A 16392-nucleotide genomic window follows, 5' to 3' on the forward strand; every position below is an offset into this window, starting at 1 on the left:
TCAGGCAAGGGCTGAAGGAACAAGTCCGGCGCTTGCCGCGCGCGGGCTTGAAGTGAAACGGGAAATGGAAAAGGCTTCGATCGGCGTGGTGGACTCGCCACCCTGCACCAGTTCGGCCAGCACCGCGCCCACGGCGGGCCCGAGCTGGAAACCGCCGCCGGCGAATCCGAAGGCATGGATCAGGCGTGGCGTGGTGGCGCTGTGGCCGATGACGGGCTGGCGGTCCGGCAGATAGCCTTCGGTGCCGCTCCAGGTCCGGATGATGTGGGCGTTGCGAAGGGCCGGCAGCAAATCGACGGTCTGCTGCATCAGCTTCGCCAAACCGCTTCGCTGTACGCGGGCGCGCAGGTCGTCCAGCGCATAGCCCTGGCCGCCGCCGATCACGCAATTGCCGCGCGCCACCTGGCGGGCGTACACGCCGCCGCCTTCCACGCCCAGGCTCAAGTCCATGAAATGCGGCAGGGGTTCGGTCACCGCCATCTCGGGATGGCCGGACACCATCGGCACGGTGTCGCCGAACTGCGCCGCGATGGTTCCCGCCCAGGCGCCCGCGCAATTCAGCAGGTAGCGGGAACTCACTTCCAGTTCGCTGCCGGATCGCAGGAGGAAACTCTCGCCGTCGTGCACGGCTTCGTCGATGCACGTCTGCTCCCGCACGTCCGCGCCCAGCCGCCGCGCGGCCAGCGCGAAGGCCGGGGACACCAGGCGCGGGTTGGCCTGCCCGTCCTGCGGGCAGAGCGACCCACCGACCGCAGCACTTCCCAGCCAGGGACAGCGCTCATGGACGGCACGGGCCGACAGGATCTGCAGGTCCATGCCGAAGCCCCGGGTGCGCTCACGGTAGCTCTCCAGCGAAGCCAAGTCCGCATCGCTGCGCGCGATCTTCAAATGCCCGGATTGCAGGTATTCGCCGTCGATGCCGGTGAGCTCCTTCAGCTGCGCCCAGATGCCGTGCGCGCGTTGCGACAGCGGCAACTGCGCCAGCGGCCGGCCCTGGCGGCGCACGCCGCCGTAGTTGACGCCGCTGGAGCGCGAGCCGCAGAGGTCGCGTTCGATGATCACCACCGGGATGCCCATGCGCCGCAGGAACAGCGCGGCCGAGGCGCCCACGATGCCGCCACCGATGATGGCCACTTCGGTGGAAATGCGTTCTTTCATGAGGCCTCTCCAGCGGCCCGGGCCACCGCCGCGAACGGCAGCGGCTTGATCGGCGCCTGGCCGCGCAGTCGTCCCACCGTCTGGGGCGCAGTGGCGCACGCATGAGCCAGGATCTCGGCCGCCGCCACGCCGCAGGTGCGGCCCTGGCAGCGTCCCATGCCCACGCGGGTCAAGGCTTTGAGCCGGTTCATCTCGCGCGCGCCGGTGTCGCGGGCGCAGGCCCGCAGTTCGCCCGCCGTGATCTCCTCGCAGCGGCAGATCACCAGATCGTCGGGCGCACCCGCGGCCCAATCCGCCGGAAAGGGAAAGGCGCGTTCCAGGCCGTGCCGGAAGGCTGCCGTGCGCGCCAAGCGGGCTTCAAGCGTGGCGACGCGCGCAGCATCCACTGCAATCCCCGCGTCGGCCAGCAGCGCCAGCGCCGCGCGCTCACCCGCCCATTCGGCGGCGTCGGCGCCCATGATGCCGGCACCGTCGCCCGCCAGGTAGACGCCCGGCACACTGGAACGCCCTGCCCCGTCGCGTTCGGGCAGCGCCGCCCGCTGCAAGGCGTTGTAGCTGAAGCGGCAGCCCAGCAGGTCGGCCAGCTGGGTCTCGGAGCGCAACGCGTAGCCGAAACCGACGGCGTCGCAGGCCAGTTCGTGCTCATCGTTTCCATCGCGCCAGCGCATGCCGGAAACCTGTGTGTCGCCGCTGGCACGGACCAGCCGCACGCCCTGATGCACCGGCACACCATGGGCCCGAAGCCACCCCAGGTAAAACAGGCCCTTGGCGAACAGCGCCGGTTGCCGCAGCATGGCCGGCACGGCAGCGGCCTTGTCCTTGAAGCTCGCGGTGTCCAGCACGGCGACCACCTTTGCGCCGGCCTTCGCATATTGGTAGGCCACCAGGTAGAGCAAGGGCCCGGTGCCCGCAAATATCACCCGGGAACCGATGGCGCAGCCCTGGTACTTCAGTGCTACCTGCGCCGCGCCCAATGTGTAGATGCCGGGCAAGGTCCAGCCCGGAAACGGCAGCACGCGATCGGTCGCGCCCGTGGCCACGATCAGCTGGCCATAGGGCAGCGTGCCCATCCGGCCGCGGCTGAGCAGGTCGAGCCGGCCGCCTTCGGCGCTCCAGACCAGGGTGTCGGGCCGCCAGTCCACTTGCTCCAGGATCTCCGCCATGGCGCTGTGCACGGCGTCGGCGCGCCCGGCCTCGAAGCCGTACAGCGCGCGCTTGGGCCGCTCGAAGCCGGCCGGTGGCTGGCGATAGATCTGCCCGCCCCAGCGCGGCGCTTCGTCGATCACCACCGGCCGCACGCCATGCGCGACCAGTGCCTGCGCCGCCCGTACGCCGGCGGGGCCGGCGCCGACGATGACGGGTTGCAGTGCCGCGGTCATTTACCGGCCTCCACGCCGCTGACCAGGCGCATGCCTTCTTCGACGAAGGTGGCGCAGGCTCTAAAGCGCTGGCCCGATTCGGTGGCGATCCAGCAGTCCTGGCAGGCGCCCATCATGCAAAAACCCGCACGCGGCTCGCCGCTGAACTCGCTGCGGCGCAGCTGCGCCGAATGCGTCAGCACCGCCGTCAGTACCGTGTCGCCCGCCAATGCGGTGAGCGGCTGGCCGTCGAGCACGAAGCAGACGGGCCTGCGGCCGGTCTCGGCCAGGCGTTTCAAAAGCGCGGTGCTCATCGATGCCCCACCAGGATCTTGTCGAGCCCGTAGATGCGATCGAGCACCAGCATGGCCACGGCCGTCAGCGCCACCATGAGCGCCGAAACGGCGGCCATCAGCGGATCGATCGATTCGGTGGCATACATGTACATGCGCACCGGCAGCGTCACCGTGGATGGCGCCGTGACGAAGATCGACATCGTCACCTCGTCGAAGCTGTTGATGAAGGCCAGCAGCCAGCCCCCGGTCACGCCGGGCAGGATCATCGGCAGCGTGACGCGCCGGAACACCGTGGCCTGGCTGGCGCCCAGCGACAGGGCCGCCTGCTCCGCGCTGCGGTCGGTGCCCTCCACCGCCGCCAGCACCAGCCGCAGCACGTACGGCGTGATGATGACCACGTGGGCCAGCACCAGCCAGAAGAAGCTGCCGGTCGCACCGATCAGGGAAAAGGTGCGCAGCAGCGCCACGCCCAGCACCAGGTGCGGAATGATCAGCGGCGAGAGGAACAGGCCATTGAGGAAATGGCGCCCCGGGAAGCTGTGGCGCGCGATCGCCAGCCCCGCGGGGACGGCAATCGCGGTGGCCAGCGTGGCCGACAGGAACGCCAGGGACAGGCTATTCTTGAACGACTGCACGAAATCGGAATGGGCGAACACCGCCCTGAACCAGCGCAGCGAGAACTCGGTAGTGGGGATGGTGAGCGTGTTCGCGGGCGTGAAGGCCACCACGCACACGATGACAAGGGGAGCCAGCATGAAGGCGATGACCAGGGCGTTGAAGACGAGCGCGATAGGACCGTTCTTGTTCATGACCTACCCCATCGACTTCTTATAAGAGCGCTCGAGCACGCGGTTGTAGCTGAGCATCAACACCAGGTTGGCCAGCAGCAGGGTGAGCGCGATGGCCGCGCCCAGCGGCCAGTTGAGCTCGTGCAGGTACTCGTCGTACACCACCGTCGCCACCATCTTCAGGCGGCGCCCGCCCAGCAGGCCCGGAATGGCGAAGGCGCTGGCGCTCAGGCCGAACACGATGAGGCTGCCGGAAAGAACGCCGGGCAGCACCTGCGGAAAGATCACGCGGCGCAAGGTCGTGAAGTGCGAGGCCTTGAGCGACAGCGCGGCGTCTTCCACGCCGGGGTCGAGCTTTTGCAGCGAGGTCCAGACCGGGATCACCATGAAGGGAAGCATCACGTGCACCAGCGCGATGACGACCGCCGTCTCGGTGTAGAGGATGCGCATGGGCGCCAGGCCGATCGCCCGCGCGGCCTGGTTCACCAATCCTTCGGGGCCGAGCAGCATGCTCCAGCCGAAAGCGCGCACCACCACCGACACCAGCAGCGGCGCCAACACCACCAGCAACAGGATCGAGCGCCACGGGTTGCGCATGCGGCTGAGCACATAGGCCTCGGGCGCGCCGATGGCCACGCAGATCAGCGTGGTCAGGCCCGAGATCCAGAAGGTGCGCCAGAAGATGCGGTGGTAGTAGTCGTCGGTCAGCACGGCTGTGTAGTGCGCCAGCGTGAAGCTGTTCTTGACGCCGGTGGCATGGTCGAACACCTGGAACGACAGCACCACCGTGAGGATCAAGGGCACCAGCAGCAGGCAGGCAAACAGCGCGAAGGCGGGCGCCGACAGCAGCCACGGCGCCCGGGCCGTACCGGGCACGGTGGGCGTGGGCAGCGGCAGCGCAGCGGTCACGGAACTCATGCCACCGCCTCCAGCACGGACTGCGCCTGCGGCGGCAAATGGGTTGCACCGGGCAACAGGCGCACCTGCTGCGCCGTCCAGTCCAGGCCGGTGCTTTCACCCTCTTCGACGGCCACGCCGCCATCGTTGGGGCAGACCACGACCAGCTCGCCGGCGGCCGTCGCCACCTGGTAAAGCCACTGGCTACCCAGGAAGAACCGCTCGCGCACGACACCCGCCAGTCGGCCCTGGCCGGCGGGCACCAAGCGGATTTTCTCGGGCCGCAGGCTGAGCACCACGGCATCGCCCACCGCCGCGCCGGGCGCATCGACTTCGAGCGACACCGCGCCAAGATCCACCGTCGCCCAGGCGCCGGTGGCGGTGACGCGGCCCTCCAGCAGGTTGGCCTTGCCGACGAAGCTGGAAATGAAACGCGTCTGCGGGTGCTCGTAGAGGCGGTGCGGCTGGTCGATCTGCGTCACCCGGCCGGCTTCCATCACCACCACCCGGTCGCTGATGGACATGGCCTCGGTCTGGTCGTGCGTGACCATCACCGTGGTGGTGCCCACCTTGCGCTGGATCTGCCGCAGTTCGAATTGCATCTCTTCGCGCAGCTTGGCGTCCAGGTTCGACAGCGGCTCGTCCAGCAGCAGGACCGGCGGTTCGATCACGAGCGCTCGGGCCAGCGCTACCCGCTGCCGCTGGCCGCCCGAGAGTTCGCGCGGGTAGCGCGCGGCATGCGCTTCCAGGTGCACCAGGGCCAGCGCCGCCTTGACGCGCTCGGCGCGCTCGGCCTTGGCGATGCGCCGCATCTCCAGGCCGAAGCTCACGTTGTCGTGAACGGTCATGTGAGGGAAGAGCGCATAGCTCTGGAACACGATGCCCAGTCCGCGCGAGTTCGGTTTGGCGTGCGTGATGTCGCGGCCATCGAGCGTGATGCGGCCGGCGCTGACACCGGCGAAGCCCGCGATCATCTGCAGCGTGGTGGTCTTGCCGCAGCCCGAGGGGCCGAGCAGCGAAACGAATTCGCCTTTTTCCACCGACAGGTTCATGTCGATGACCGCATGGGTAGCCCCGTAGGACTTGTTCACATTCGCCAGGGTCAGGAACGACATGGGCAATACCTTTGCAAACAGGGAAGAGAGCGGGATTGATGCTAGGGGACGGCGCGAAAAACCGTCAACTGGTTATTCCGTAGAAAGAGATATTTATTTAATTTATTCCGTTAAATGGAATACTGATACAGTATTGATATTCTTCATTCCATTGAGAGAGATGAGATGAAACAGGAAGACGGCACCTCCGGCAGCGTGCAGCGGGCCTTCGCCATCCTTCGGGCGTTGGCTGCAACGCAGGCCCAGGGTGGCCGCGTCACGCACATCGCGAAGGCCACCGGCCTCACGCAGGCCACCACCCATCGGCTGTTGCAAAGCCTGGTCGCCGAGCGCGTCGTGGAGCAGGACGCCTCGTCCAAGCTGTACCGCTTGAGCATCGATTTCTTTGCCTTGGCGGCGCTGGCCGGCAACACCATGGATTTGCGCGCGCTGTGCCGGCCATCGCTGCTGCGGCTGTGCGCGAGCCTGGGCGACACCATCTTCCTGCTGGTGCGCAGCAGCTTCGACGCGATCTGCCTGGACCGCAGCGAAGGCCCCTTCCCGATCCGCTCGTTCACCGGCGACATCGGGGGCCGCGTGGCACTGGGCGTCGGCCAGGGCAGCCTGGCCATCCTGGCGTTCCTGCCCGAGGCCGAGCGCGAGGAAGTGATCCGCTACAACCTGCCGCGCGTGCGCGAGTTCGGCGTGCTGGACGAGGTGTACCTGCGTACCGAGATCGACAAGGTGCGCGAACTCGGTTACGCGGGGCGCAACACCGGCCTGCTCGAAGGCATGGCCGGCGTCGGCGTGCCCGTGCTGGACCGCGAAGGCCGGGCCGTGGCCGCCCTCAGCGTGGGCACGATTTCGGCGCGGCTCAGCGCCGACCGGTTGCCGACGGTGGTGGACCTGCTCAAACGCGAGGCCACTGCCATCGGCGCGCGGATCAATCCGTTCGACGCCACCCTGCGCCGTCCTTCGCAGAGCCTGGCGCGGGCGGGCGGCCAATGATCGCTTCAGTCCTTTCCATCTCCGCCGGCGCCTCGATCGGTGCCCTGCTGCGCTGGTTCCTTGCCGGCCGCTTCAATCCCCTATTCCCGGCCCTTCCGCTGGGCACCCTGGCCGCGAACCTGCTTGGCGGCTACCTGATTGGCGTGGCCATTGCGGTCTTCACCCACCTGCCGGCGCTGTCGCCGCAAGCCCGCCTGTTCGTGATCACGGGTTTCCTGGGCGGTTTGACGACCTTTTCCACCTTCTCGGCCGAAGTGGTCACCCAGCTGCAGCAGGGCCACACGGCCTGGGCGCTGGCCACGGCCCTGGCCCACCTGCTTGGCTCGTTCGCACTCACGGCACTGGGTATTGCCACAGTGGCCTGGGTGCGCGGCTAACCCCGGCTTAAGCAAAAAACCTAGGCTGCGGCCGATGTTTCCCTTAAGGCGGCTCCTCGTGGGCCGCGCACACTTGGATACATGCCAAGCGTCTACGACACCCTCTATAGCTGGGCCCGGAAAAGGACCACCTCCTTTGCCGAGCTGCGCTTCGTGGCGTCGGAACGCGGCCCGTCGTCGGAGGCCGAGGGCGACGCCCTGGTCTACCGGCTGCGGACCTGGCCCGACTGGCCTGCCGCCATCAAGACGGCCGGCGTGCTGCGCACCCTGTCCGTCATGAGCCACCGGCCGGTGAACCGAAGCTGGCTGCTCAGCCACTCCAAGTTACCGGCCCGCCAGATCGACCGGCTGCTGCAACGGCTGGTGGACGAAGGGGCCGTCGAGGTGATCGACACCTCCAAGTACGGGCCGGACAGCCACTAGGGCTTGGGGGCCGGCTGCAGCGGGCTCTTGCGCTGCGCCATCAGCTCCACCAGTTTCTGCATGTTGGACAGCGAGGCCAGGTGCATCGAGATCAGGTGCAGCTCGCCGGCGCGAAACAACGACAGCGCCACCGCGTCGGGCAAGGCCATCAGCTTTTTCTCGTCCACGACCAGCAAACCGTTCACGGCGAAGCTGCGGCCGTCCACCAGTTGGGCCTTGGCATTCATCTCGGTCAACAGCCCCGCCTGCTCCAGGCGCCGGCAAAAGCCCTCGGTGCGGGCGAACTCCTGCTGGTAGCGAGTCAGGAAGTCGACCGCGTTTTTCAGGAACGGCGTGTCGGCGCCCTTGGCGTCGAACAAGGCCTCGCCTTCCTGGGTGTCCAGGCCGCCGTAGGCCTCGTCGATGCACACCCCCAGGCTCTCGCCGGGCAGTTCCGCCAGCACGAACGGGTATCTCCGCACGAAAGCCGGCACGTAGGTGGCGGCCCAATGTTCGGCGGCATCCACGAAGAGGTTCTCGCGGCTGCGCAGGCCGAGCATGGCCACCGGGACGGTCTTCTGCTGCGCGCCGCGCGTGAAGACGATGGCGTACTCCTTGCACGCCTCGTTGAACTCGACCCCCGCGAGGTACAGCGAATTGGCTTTGCGGGCGAAGGCGAAGCTGCTGCCGGGTTTGACGCGAAGCTTGCGGTGCTTGCCGCGGTCCAGCAGCACCGGCCTCTCGTAATACATGGCGTCCGACATCGCTGTATTCCTCGTATTCAGGGGCCTGCGCCCGGCCGTGATTCGGGCCGCGCGCTGTCCTGCGCGCGCGCCATCGCCAGCACCTTGTCGATGCGCTTGCCGTCGAGATCGACCACCTCGAACAACCAGTCGCCGCAATCGATGCGCTCGCCCGCGGCAGGCAGGCGGCCCGACACCGACATCAGCAGGCCGGCCAGCGTGTTGTAGCGGCCCCGGTCCTCGTCAGGCAAGTCGCGGATGTCCAGGCGTGCCTTGAGTTCGGCCACCGGCATCAGGCCATCGAGCAGCCAGGATCCGTCCTCGCGCTGTGTCGCCCAGGCATCGTGCTGGGCCACCGGCTGCAATTCGCCGGTGATGGCCTCCAGCAGGTCGTGCGGAGTCATGAGGCCCTGCACCACGCCGTATTCATCGACCACGAACACCATGCGGCCCGACCTCTGGCGGAACTGCTCCAGCAATTCCATGCCCGTCAGCGTCTCGGGCACGAACAGCGCCGGCGCCGCCAGAGATTCCACGGTGGTCCCGCTTTCATCGGGCTCCAGCGCCAGCAGCTGCGCGACACTGACCACGCCCACCACGTCGTCGAGCGAGCCGCGGCACACGGCATACCAGGAATGCGCCCCGCGCCGGCCGACCTGGCGCAGGCACTGGGCGATGGTGCATGAGGCGTCCAGCCACTCGATTTCCGATCTGGGGACCATCATCGACGTCAGCGGCCGGTCGTCCAGGTGAAACACGTTCTGCACCATCTGCCGCTCGTGCTGCTCGATGACGCCCGCGTCCACGCCCTCCTCCAGGCTGTGCGCGATCTCCTCTTCGGTCATGCCGCGTGCCAGCGTCATGTCGATCGGCAGCAGCTTGAGGACCGCCTGCGTCGATGCCGACAGCAGCTTGACGAACGGCCCGGCCGCGCGGGCCAGCCAGCTCATGGGCTGCGCCAGCACGCGCGACACGGCTTCGGGGTACAGCTGGCCGATCCGCTTGGGGACCAGCTCGCCGAAGATGATGGTGACGTAGGTGATCAACGTGACCACGATGCCCGTTGCGACGTAGCTGGACATGCGCGGCCCCGCGCCCAGGCCCTGCAGCCATTCCGCGAGCGCGCTGCTGAAAGCGGCCTCGCCGATGATGCCGTTCAAGACGCCGATGGAGGTGATGCCCACCTGCACGGTGGACAGGAAGCGCGTGGGCTGGTCCATGAGGCGCAGCGCCGCAGCGGCGCCGTTGTCTCCGGATTCGGACATTGCCACCAGGCGCGCCTTGCGGCTGGAAGCCAGCGCCATCTCCGACATGGCAAAAACCCCGTTCAGCACCGTGAGCAGCGCGATCAGCAGGATTTCCATGAACTAGGGAGAGAATGGCACACCATGGGACTTTACTTTATTGGTGACATGGTCTAAATTCCGCAGAACATCGAAACTCAAAAATGATGGGCCCGTCGGGCCCTTTTTTCATGGCTAACACACTACTGCCTACCGGATTCGACATTGAACTCGATATCGCATACGAAAAATGGACACAAGCCCTAAAAGACCTTGCGACAGCCGAGGACCGCCTCTTCAAAATAAGGCGCAGTCTTACCCAGCAGGAGTTTCAAAAATTGAAGGTGGAGATCGCACACAAAAAGAAAGTAACCGACGAGCTATTTGAAGCCCTCCGAACCTTATTCGAAGAAGAGTCGCGGCTGCTGCCCTTGCCACCGGGATAACACCACGCCCTTGAGCGCTAACGCACACGCGGGTCACGCAGCAACATACGCCCCCAGCACCGGCAACCGCCTCAGCTTCGGCGCATCCGGCCTCGACGCAATCCAGATCGAGCGCCACACGGTTGACTCGCTGCACTCGAAAATATCCGCCAGCAACGGTATCGTAAATAGGCCCGTTTCGCGCAACTTGAAAATCTCGGCCGCATCACCGACCGATACCGCCCTCGGCTGACCTCCCCAGCGCACGCCCCGACGATACGCCGCTACTTGCCCGGCAATTGCGCGCTCACGGATCAGCGACCGTTCAAATTGCCCCACGGCACCGAGGATTTGCACTATGAACGTGCCCACCGCCGACGAGGTGTCAATCGGTTCCGTGAGGCTACGAAAACCGGCGCCCATGTGCTGGATCGCCTCAAGGATGGTCAGCAGGTCCTTAAGACTTCGTGCCACCCTGTCCAACTTGTAGACCACCAGCACATCACCCGGCTTGAGCACCGCGATAGCGGCCCGCAACTGCGGTCGATCCCCTACAGAACTGCGCTTCTCCGAAAAGACACGCTCGACCCCAGCGGCCTTAAGCGCGTCCAACTGCAAATGATTTTCCTGTTCGCTGGTTGATACCCGCGCATAGCCGTACTGCATATTCCTCACCCTCACCCGCTTCTTATTGGCGGGGAGAATACCGTTTATCAGGACGCGCTGCCTGCGGATCGGCCAACGCATGTCGGTCACACGCAGGCTATGAAACGGGCTCGGCAGACGCGCTGCAGCGGCCTAGCGCGAACGATCATGATCCGGCTGGCATGGTGGTACTGTCGTTGCAATGGCGGCGCTACTGCGGGGCCGCTACGCGGACCTCTGGCAGCGCCTTTTCCTATTCGTCGACCGCAAGACGGGACGCGCAGTGGTAAACCAAGCTGGCGAGAACTGCCCAAATGATCAGATACCACCAGGTCATAACACCCCCTGCAAGTTGAGTTGCCGCGCATAGTACCAACGCCGATCAGGTGGCAGGCGCTCAAGCCGTTGGACCAGCGGCAGCTTGGGCCGTAGAGGCGGCTTGGCACCTCGAGCCAGCAAGCGAGCTACCCAGCCCTGCGGCGACCCCTGAACACTGTGCCTGCCCTTCAAATGCCACGCGCTCAGATAGCTGAACGAGCCCATAAACTTCTCGTCGCGAAACCCCTCATCAGCGGGATTGCGAGCCCACTCGCGGAAAATCTGGCGCGTGTCATAGGCGTTGTTCACATCGTCAGCGCGATACCACTCGCGATCCACCACGACGCCAGGAACGTCCTGCAAACTGATGTTGGCCATGTGGCACCGCGGCATCTTGCCGTACTTGCCGAGGAAGGGACCGATCAGCGGGATTTTGACGCGATCCAGGCGCACGCACTTGACCAAATACTCGGCCAGCGCCTTACGTAGCTGCTTGTCGATCATGTCCAAATCCTGAACGATCAAATAGCAGTCCCAGCCCTTCTTGCGTGCGTGAATGAACCAGTCAATGAGAGCGGACCGGCCCTTGTCGCCAAACGACCGCGCGTTGAGCCAGGACCCGGCCTCATCGAGCACCATGACGCCGTTTTTTTCCTCGTCCATGCTGTCCGGATTACCGTGGCCTACCGCATCCAGATCGGCAGGCGTCGGACGATCCGGCACGCGAGAAATGGACAGCCGATTGTTGGCGGGCATCAAGTTTTCAGGCCACAGGTCAAAGTTAGTCGCCACCCGCCTGACTTCGAACGCAGCATCGCGCATCACCTGAACGCCGTACTTGCCCTTCCCTGTGCCAAGCTTGCCAGTAACGATGTAGCTGGGCATGGCTCAGGCCTTGACGAACAGGTGCAACAGATCGCGCTGCCACGTGTAGACCGTGCAGGCCGTCCAGAGCGTGTAGTAGGTGCTGATGCAAAACGGCGCAGCCGGCGGAATGCCCATGGTCAATGCATCGATGAAGATCGAATGCGCGCCGCTGGTATAGGCATGGAGCGCAAACACCAACGAGCGGAACAGCACAAAAAGCCCGAGCGTCAAGCCGGACATAGCCACAACGGCTGCAACACCAAACGCCACCTTGCGCGTGAAGTACTGCGCGAGGAAGGCAACGAGGCCAGAGAACAACGTCGAGAGAAGACCACCGAGCAACGGCATTACGAGACTCCTTTACCCATGACTCGGCCCATCATCCCCAGGCAGGCGAGGAAGGTACCGAAGACCCAAAGAAAATTCATGACGCCCAGCACATACGGTTTTAAAACGCACATGTCCACCAAGATCACAAAATCAATCACCGGCATGGTGCCCAGGTTCCAAGGCGAGCACCCGGCCTGCGGTTGCGCCCATGCAGGGATCGCCCAATTGGTGTCTTTGCCCGAGGCGGAAGTGATCGACGCGAGCGTCGAATTGCGCAGCCCGTCCGACGCCGTCATTTCCTCGCCTGACTTCTTGTACGCCTCCGCACCATTGGGCGTGCCGGTTTCATCGATCGCGCATTTAGGCTGACCCGGTGCGCCGCACGCCAACTGTTCTTGACCCGCAACCGAAGACTTGGTGCCGGTCGGCGGCGCTGTGGGCGTGGGCGTGACGCGCGTTCCATCGGGATAAACACGCGTGCCGTCCGTGGTGGAAGACGGGCCCCCTGCGTTGCTCCCGCTGCCACTAGCGGGGATGGCTGGCGCAGTGCTGCCGCCCGACGATCCCGCTGTCGGATTGCCTTCAACGATGGTCTTGCTGCGCGGAGGCACACCGGACGTCGGCGCAGACTTCGACACGCACGTCAACTTGTCATTGATATAGCCGAGCGATCCATCGCACGGCGGCACCGTTGCCGTCGGGTTGATCATCGGCTTTTCAGCTGGTGTTTCGGTGCAGCTGGTGGCCGTGCTGGTGAACCGCCAATCGCACGAGCCGCGATACAAGCCCGTGGCCGTGGGCGTCTTCGAAATCCAGCAGTCCCCGAGATCGGCAACAGTGGTGCCGCGAGTCTGTACACAGGAATTGACGCACATCGAGGCGGGCGGGTCTTCGACGCTAGAGCCGCCCGGTGAACCGTCAGGCTTCAAATCCGGAACGCCGGTCGTTGGATTGGCCGAGCGGTAGTAGCCCTGCGTGACATTGTGAGTGGTTTGAGCGCCTGGGCTAAGGCTACAAGAGGCCGGACCACACGTGACCGTCCGCGATCCCATCGGACCGGTGTAGGTGTTGCCAGTGGCAGATCGAAAGATGCTCCATTGCGAAGTGTTGCACAGACTCACAGCGCCTTGGGTTGGACCAAGCTGAGGCGAGGAAGCCGCCCAATTAGCGTTGTGCCAATCAACCGCAGATTGACACTGTGCAGCCGTGCTGCTGCCCCACGACGACTGACTATCCATGTAGGAGCCGCCCGTTTGATACCAGCGGTATTCAATGCAATCTACCGCCCAGACAGACAGCGCGACCAGCACGAGAGACACCGCGACGACGAAGCGTTTCATAGGTCCAGCTTTTTGTTCCACGGCCTCCGCTTGGCGGCGCAGTGATCCCAACCCGAATTGACCTGACGCTCACAGTCGCCAAGCAATCGAAAACTTCCACGCTCATCGCGAGGGAGTGCAACACACCCCCCCACGACGAGGGACAGCAGCAGTAATGCAGCTGCCCGGTTCATCACGCAGCGCCGCGCAGACGCTTGATGAACTTGGCACCGACGCCCCAGCCGACCGAGCCCAGCGCGATGACGACCATGGCAAGGCCACCGATGGCAGCGATTGCCAGCACGGCGACCTTACCGCTGGTGATGGCTTCCTCGGGCGTGGTGGGGTCCACAGCCATCGCCAACATGGGAGCCGATGCCAAGGCGAAGCAGGCAGCGCGAGCGGTCAGGTTTTTCAGTTTCACGTTCATGTCTCTATCTCCAAAAAATCCGGCAAAAGCACCGGCCCGTTGCACCCTTCGAAAAGGGCACAAGAGGCTGTAGCCTCATCCCGAAGACCCCATGTCCTTGATGAACTTCGCCGCCGTGCCGAACTTGACGCCGACGAAGTACGCCACTACCAGGCCGATCACATACGACGCGACACCGGCTTCGCTCATACGCCCGCCCGGCCTTGCCGGTACCCAGCAACGAATGCAAAAAACAAGGTCGCCACCACAAACAGCGTGGTGAGCGGAAGGTCCATGGTGGAACTCATACAGGCACTCCGGAAAAATCGTTATCCCCGTGATTACCATCGGGGACGCTCGACACAGCTGCGCCGCCTGCGCCCCCCGCTACGCGGAGAGCTGCGGCGGCTTCGCCCTGCGGCGGGTAGTCGTTGAAGGTGCCCAGGCGATCCAGGTCGATCAGAATTGGCTGATCGTCAGGCTCGCAGTTGTCCAGCACCAGCTGATAGGCGGTTTCGACGTCCGCCACAACGCCGCCGCCCGCCTCCCGCAGGGACACCACCCACTCAGGCTGGCCGTCTTCCAGCGACGGGCACAAAAAGCGCCCGGTACTGGCTGACTGGACGAGCAGGCGCGCCATGCTTAGACCTTGACCGACGCCGGAGCGGCTTTTGCCATCTCGAGCGGGCGGATCGCCAGAAGGGTCAGCTTCATGCCGTCCTCGCGTGCCGCTTCCAGGCCCATGGTCGCCACCGCCTTGATAGGCAGCGAGCCGCCCAGGTGCGCCCACTTGTCGAACTCGGTGTGGTCGCCCAGCTTGAAGGGACGCGTCACGCGGCCGATAGAGCGGCCCGCGCCGTTTTCCTTCAGGTCCACCTCACAGTGGAACGTGGTGGACGAGAACGCCTTGTTCTCGAAAGTGCCGCTCGACTCCTTGACGGCGTGAACGATGACTTGCATTTCAGTTTGCATGGTTTTCCTTTGTGGTCCCGTGGTTGACGGCTAAGCGAAGGCAGGACCGGCGCCCCCAGCCGTTGAAGAAAATCGCCCTAAAGCGGACTCGAAAGCCCGCGCCAGTTCAGCCGGCGCAAACTTGCGCAGGCGACCCGGCAGCTTTTGATTGGTGACGAGCTCCAAGAAGCCATCGCCCAGGTGCGTGAACGCCGCAGCCATCGTCGGCGCGGCAGTGTTGAAGGCCCAGCGCAGATTGCGCACCGCCTCGGCTTCGACCGTTTCAAGGGCGAGCCTGGCAGTTGTGCGCACCGGCTCGGGAGCCACCTTGATCGCGTCGGCCTCGGCCAGCATCGCAGCATGCCAGTCGGACGCGCCAGCGAAGAAATCCGCAGGCCTGCGCAGCATGTCGGCAGAGAGCACGCGCAGCTTGTTGCCGTAGCGCAGTTCCGCACGTATCCAGCGCGACCCGGCCTCGACGCCAAACAGCTGGTCACCCTTCTCGTACACGTTGGTTTGCTTGCCCGCTTCCTTGCTGCCAAAATAAAAGGATCGCTCGCTACCGTTGCTGGTCCAGTTGCCCAACATGTTCGGCTTGAGCATGCGACCGCCGACATTCATCAGACCGGCTTCATAGTCGGCCTTGACGCGCTCCATGCCGCCCGCGAAACCATCGAAGAAATCGAGCGCCAGATCACAGCGCGTCAGGTCCGCTTTGCGCTCATCGCAGATATCGGCGAGCCGATCATTCCAGCCTGGCGCCGCAAACGTACAGGCCGCGCCGAACAAGTTGCAATGGATGGTGCGACTTTGCGACTGCTGGCGAGGACTGTCGCCCGAGGCCAGGTACCCGACCCAGCCACACTCCGCACCGTTACGCTCGATGGCCCAGCGGAAGCGATAGAAGTCATGCCCCTTGCGTTGCTCGGGCGCGATGGTGAAGTCAGAGCCGAGCGCCGCCGCCACCGTTTGCGCCAGGTCCAACGCCTGCGCGGCGGCATCGAAATCGCAGTCGGGAATCGAGCGCAGCAGCTGCAAAACGCGGCCACCCGGATCGACGAATTGATGCAGATCCTCGAAAGACTCCTGCGCACGCGGCAAGATAAGATCCGCTGGCAGGAACGGTGCGTTGCGACGAATGACCGTGAAGCGCACCCAGTCAACATGGACCGGGGTTTTGGTGCGAGCACGCTCAGCCTCCAGCCGAAACTTGACCTCGGAGCCGTCGAGGACCAGGCTGGACTTCGACGGGCGAGTCATACAGCAGCCCGCACCAGCACGGACAACAACGCAGCAAGACCCAACGCCAGGCCGAGCAACGTACCGCCCGCCAGGTCCATGAACAGGTCATAAACCCGCATTGGCCAATGAGCCTTGAAGTCGGACCGAGCCTGCGCATTGAGCAACGCGAGCTCGCGGCGTGTACGAAGCGTTCTCATGCGAGCAGCCAGGGCAGGGAAACGGCCACCACACCAAGGCCGACACCGCAGAACCCGAGCACGAACCAGGCGCCACGCTCGACTGCGGCCACAAGTCGCTGATCGCGGTCGAATCGAGCGAACATGCCACTTACCGCCTCGTCGTACTCACGGTCGCAAATTTGATGCGGGCTCATGCGACCACCCGCACCGACACGCATGCGTGCCACTTGGCAAACGCCGCGCTGCCAATGAACTGACCTGAGCGCACGCGAGCAACGCGGTCTGTAGACCCGCTTCGAAACT

General features: G+C 64.9%; 22 protein-coding genes. 4 read left to right on the top strand and 18 right to left on the bottom strand.

Features of this window, described 5'->3' with window-relative positions:
- The 6 genes from HNE04_RS15270 to HNE04_RS15295 are packed head-to-tail and all read right to left on the bottom strand — an operon-like array spanning window position 1 to window position 5612.
- Window positions 1–1158 carry an NAD(P)/FAD-dependent oxidoreductase gene (locus HNE04_RS15270; RefSeq protein WP_172220646.1) on the bottom strand — a complete coding sequence of 386 codons (1158 nt, stop codon included), beginning with the start codon at window positions 1156–1158 and terminating at the stop codon, window positions 1–3.
- Window positions 1155–2537 carry an FAD/NAD(P)-dependent oxidoreductase gene (locus HNE04_RS15275; RefSeq protein WP_172220649.1) on the bottom strand — a complete coding sequence of 461 codons (1383 nt, stop codon included), beginning with the start codon at window positions 2535–2537 and terminating at the stop codon, window positions 1155–1157. Before HNE04_RS15275 ends, HNE04_RS15270 begins: the two co-directional genes overlap by 4 nt.
- A complete protein-coding gene (locus HNE04_RS15280; protein WP_172220652.1) occupies window positions 2534–2830 on the bottom strand; it encodes a (2Fe-2S)-binding protein in 297 nt (98 codons plus the stop codon). The genes HNE04_RS15275 and HNE04_RS15280 overlap by 4 nt, the downstream gene beginning before the upstream one ends.
- Entirely contained in the window at window positions 2827–3621 is a 795-nt protein-coding gene (locus HNE04_RS15285) for an ABC transporter permease (protein WP_172220655.1), read from the bottom strand. Before HNE04_RS15285 ends, HNE04_RS15280 begins: the two co-directional genes overlap by 4 nt.
- 3 nt (window positions 3622–3624) lie before the next feature.
- Window positions 3625–4518: an ABC transporter permease gene (locus HNE04_RS15290; protein ID WP_235965045.1), complete on the bottom strand. Its 894-nt coding sequence runs from the start codon at window positions 4516–4518 to the stop codon at window positions 3625–3627.
- The gene (locus tag HNE04_RS15295) at window positions 4515–5612 is read right to left on the bottom strand and encodes an ABC transporter ATP-binding protein (protein WP_172220658.1); all 1098 of its coding nucleotides are present in this window, start codon (window positions 5610–5612) and stop codon (window positions 4515–4517) included. The genes HNE04_RS15290 and HNE04_RS15295 overlap by 4 nt, the downstream gene beginning before the upstream one ends.
- A gap of 165 nt (window positions 5613–5777) precedes the next feature.
- Here HNE04_RS15295 and HNE04_RS15300 point away from each other — a divergent pair, with 165 nt between their 5' ends.
- From HNE04_RS15300 to HNE04_RS15310, 3 genes are all read left to right on the top strand, one after another.
- The gene (locus HNE04_RS15300) at window positions 5778–6599 is read left to right on the top strand and encodes an IclR family transcriptional regulator (RefSeq protein WP_172220661.1); all 822 of its coding nucleotides are present in this window, start codon (window positions 5778–5780) and stop codon (window positions 6597–6599) included.
- Window positions 6596–6976, top strand: coding sequence for a fluoride efflux transporter CrcB (gene crcB / locus HNE04_RS15305; RefSeq protein WP_172220664.1), 381 nt, complete (start codon window positions 6596–6598; stop codon window positions 6974–6976). The genes HNE04_RS15300 and crcB overlap by 4 nt, the downstream gene beginning before the upstream one ends.
- A gap of 81 nt (window positions 6977–7057) precedes the next feature.
- Window positions 7058–7399, top strand: a complete 342-nt coding sequence (locus HNE04_RS15310; RefSeq protein ID WP_172220667.1) for a hypothetical protein — start codon at window positions 7058–7060, stop codon at window positions 7397–7399.
- On the opposite strand, the gene HNE04_RS15315 is transcribed toward HNE04_RS15310, so the two are convergent.
- A complete protein-coding gene (locus HNE04_RS15315) occupies window positions 7396–8142 on the bottom strand; it encodes a SapC family protein (RefSeq protein WP_172220670.1) in 747 nt (248 codons plus the stop codon). The genes HNE04_RS15310 and HNE04_RS15315 overlap by 4 nt on opposite strands.
- A 17-nt stretch (window positions 8143–8159) precedes the next feature.
- Window positions 8160–9485 (bottom strand): hemolysin family protein, encoded by a 1326-nt coding sequence (locus HNE04_RS15320; protein WP_172220673.1) that lies wholly within the window; start codon window positions 9483–9485, stop codon window positions 8160–8162.
- A 110-nt stretch (window positions 9486–9595) separates the two neighbouring features.
- On the opposite strand from HNE04_RS15320, the gene HNE04_RS15325 reads away from it, so the two are divergent.
- The gene (locus tag HNE04_RS15325; protein ID WP_172220676.1) at window positions 9596–9850 is read left to right on the top strand and encodes a hypothetical protein; all 255 of its coding nucleotides are present in this window, start codon (window positions 9596–9598) and stop codon (window positions 9848–9850) included.
- A gap of 33 nt (window positions 9851–9883) precedes the next feature.
- Here HNE04_RS15325 and HNE04_RS15330 read toward each other — a convergent pair whose 3' ends face one another.
- The 10 genes from HNE04_RS15330 to HNE04_RS15375 all read right to left on the bottom strand — a co-directional run bounded on the left by HNE04_RS15330 (window position 9884) and on the right by HNE04_RS15375 (window position 16283).
- Entirely contained in the window at window positions 9884–10576 is a 693-nt protein-coding gene (locus HNE04_RS15330) for a recombinase family protein (RefSeq protein WP_235965071.1), read from the bottom strand.
- A 231-nt stretch (window positions 10577–10807) separates the two neighbouring features.
- Window positions 10808–11677: a zonular occludens toxin domain-containing protein gene (locus tag HNE04_RS15335; protein WP_172220679.1), complete on the bottom strand. Its 870-nt coding sequence runs from the start codon at window positions 11675–11677 to the stop codon at window positions 10808–10810.
- 3 nt (window positions 11678–11680) lie between these two features.
- Window positions 11681–12007, bottom strand: a complete 327-nt coding sequence (locus HNE04_RS15340; RefSeq protein WP_172220682.1) for a DUF5455 family protein — start codon at window positions 12005–12007, stop codon at window positions 11681–11683.
- Complete coding sequence (locus tag HNE04_RS15345; protein ID WP_172220685.1) at window positions 12007–13329, bottom strand: hypothetical protein; 1323 nt, start codon at window positions 13327–13329, stop codon at window positions 12007–12009. Before HNE04_RS15345 ends, HNE04_RS15340 begins: the two co-directional genes overlap by 1 nt.
- A 172-nt stretch (window positions 13330–13501) precedes the next feature.
- Window positions 13502–13738, bottom strand: coding sequence for a hypothetical protein (locus HNE04_RS15350; RefSeq protein WP_172220688.1), 237 nt, complete (start codon window positions 13736–13738; stop codon window positions 13502–13504).
- Between the two features lie 283 nt (window positions 13739–14021).
- Entirely contained in the window at window positions 14022–14357 is a 336-nt protein-coding gene (locus tag HNE04_RS15355; RefSeq protein ID WP_172220691.1) for a hypothetical protein, read from the bottom strand.
- 2 nt (window positions 14358–14359) lie between these two features.
- Window positions 14360–14689: a hypothetical protein gene (locus HNE04_RS15360; protein WP_172220694.1), complete on the bottom strand. Its 330-nt coding sequence runs from the start codon at window positions 14687–14689 to the stop codon at window positions 14360–14362.
- Window positions 14690–14719: 30 nt separating this feature from the next.
- Window positions 14720–15928 (bottom strand): replication initiation factor domain-containing protein, encoded by a 1209-nt coding sequence (locus HNE04_RS15365; protein ID WP_172220697.1) that lies wholly within the window; start codon window positions 15926–15928, stop codon window positions 14720–14722.
- On the bottom strand, window positions 15925–16107 hold the full coding sequence (locus HNE04_RS15370; protein WP_172220700.1) for a hypothetical protein: 183 nt from the start codon (window positions 16105–16107) through the stop codon (window positions 15925–15927). The genes HNE04_RS15365 and HNE04_RS15370 overlap by 4 nt, the downstream gene beginning before the upstream one ends.
- A complete protein-coding gene (locus tag HNE04_RS15375) occupies window positions 16104–16283 on the bottom strand; it encodes a hypothetical protein (protein ID WP_172220703.1) in 180 nt (59 codons plus the stop codon). Before HNE04_RS15375 ends, HNE04_RS15370 begins: the two co-directional genes overlap by 4 nt.
- Window positions 16284–16392: the final 109 nt, after the last annotated feature.

The sequence above is a fragment of the Caenimonas soli genome, assembly GCF_013155545.1.
Taxonomy (GTDB): Bacteria; Pseudomonadota; Gammaproteobacteria; order Burkholderiales; family Burkholderiaceae_C; genus Ramlibacter; species Ramlibacter soli.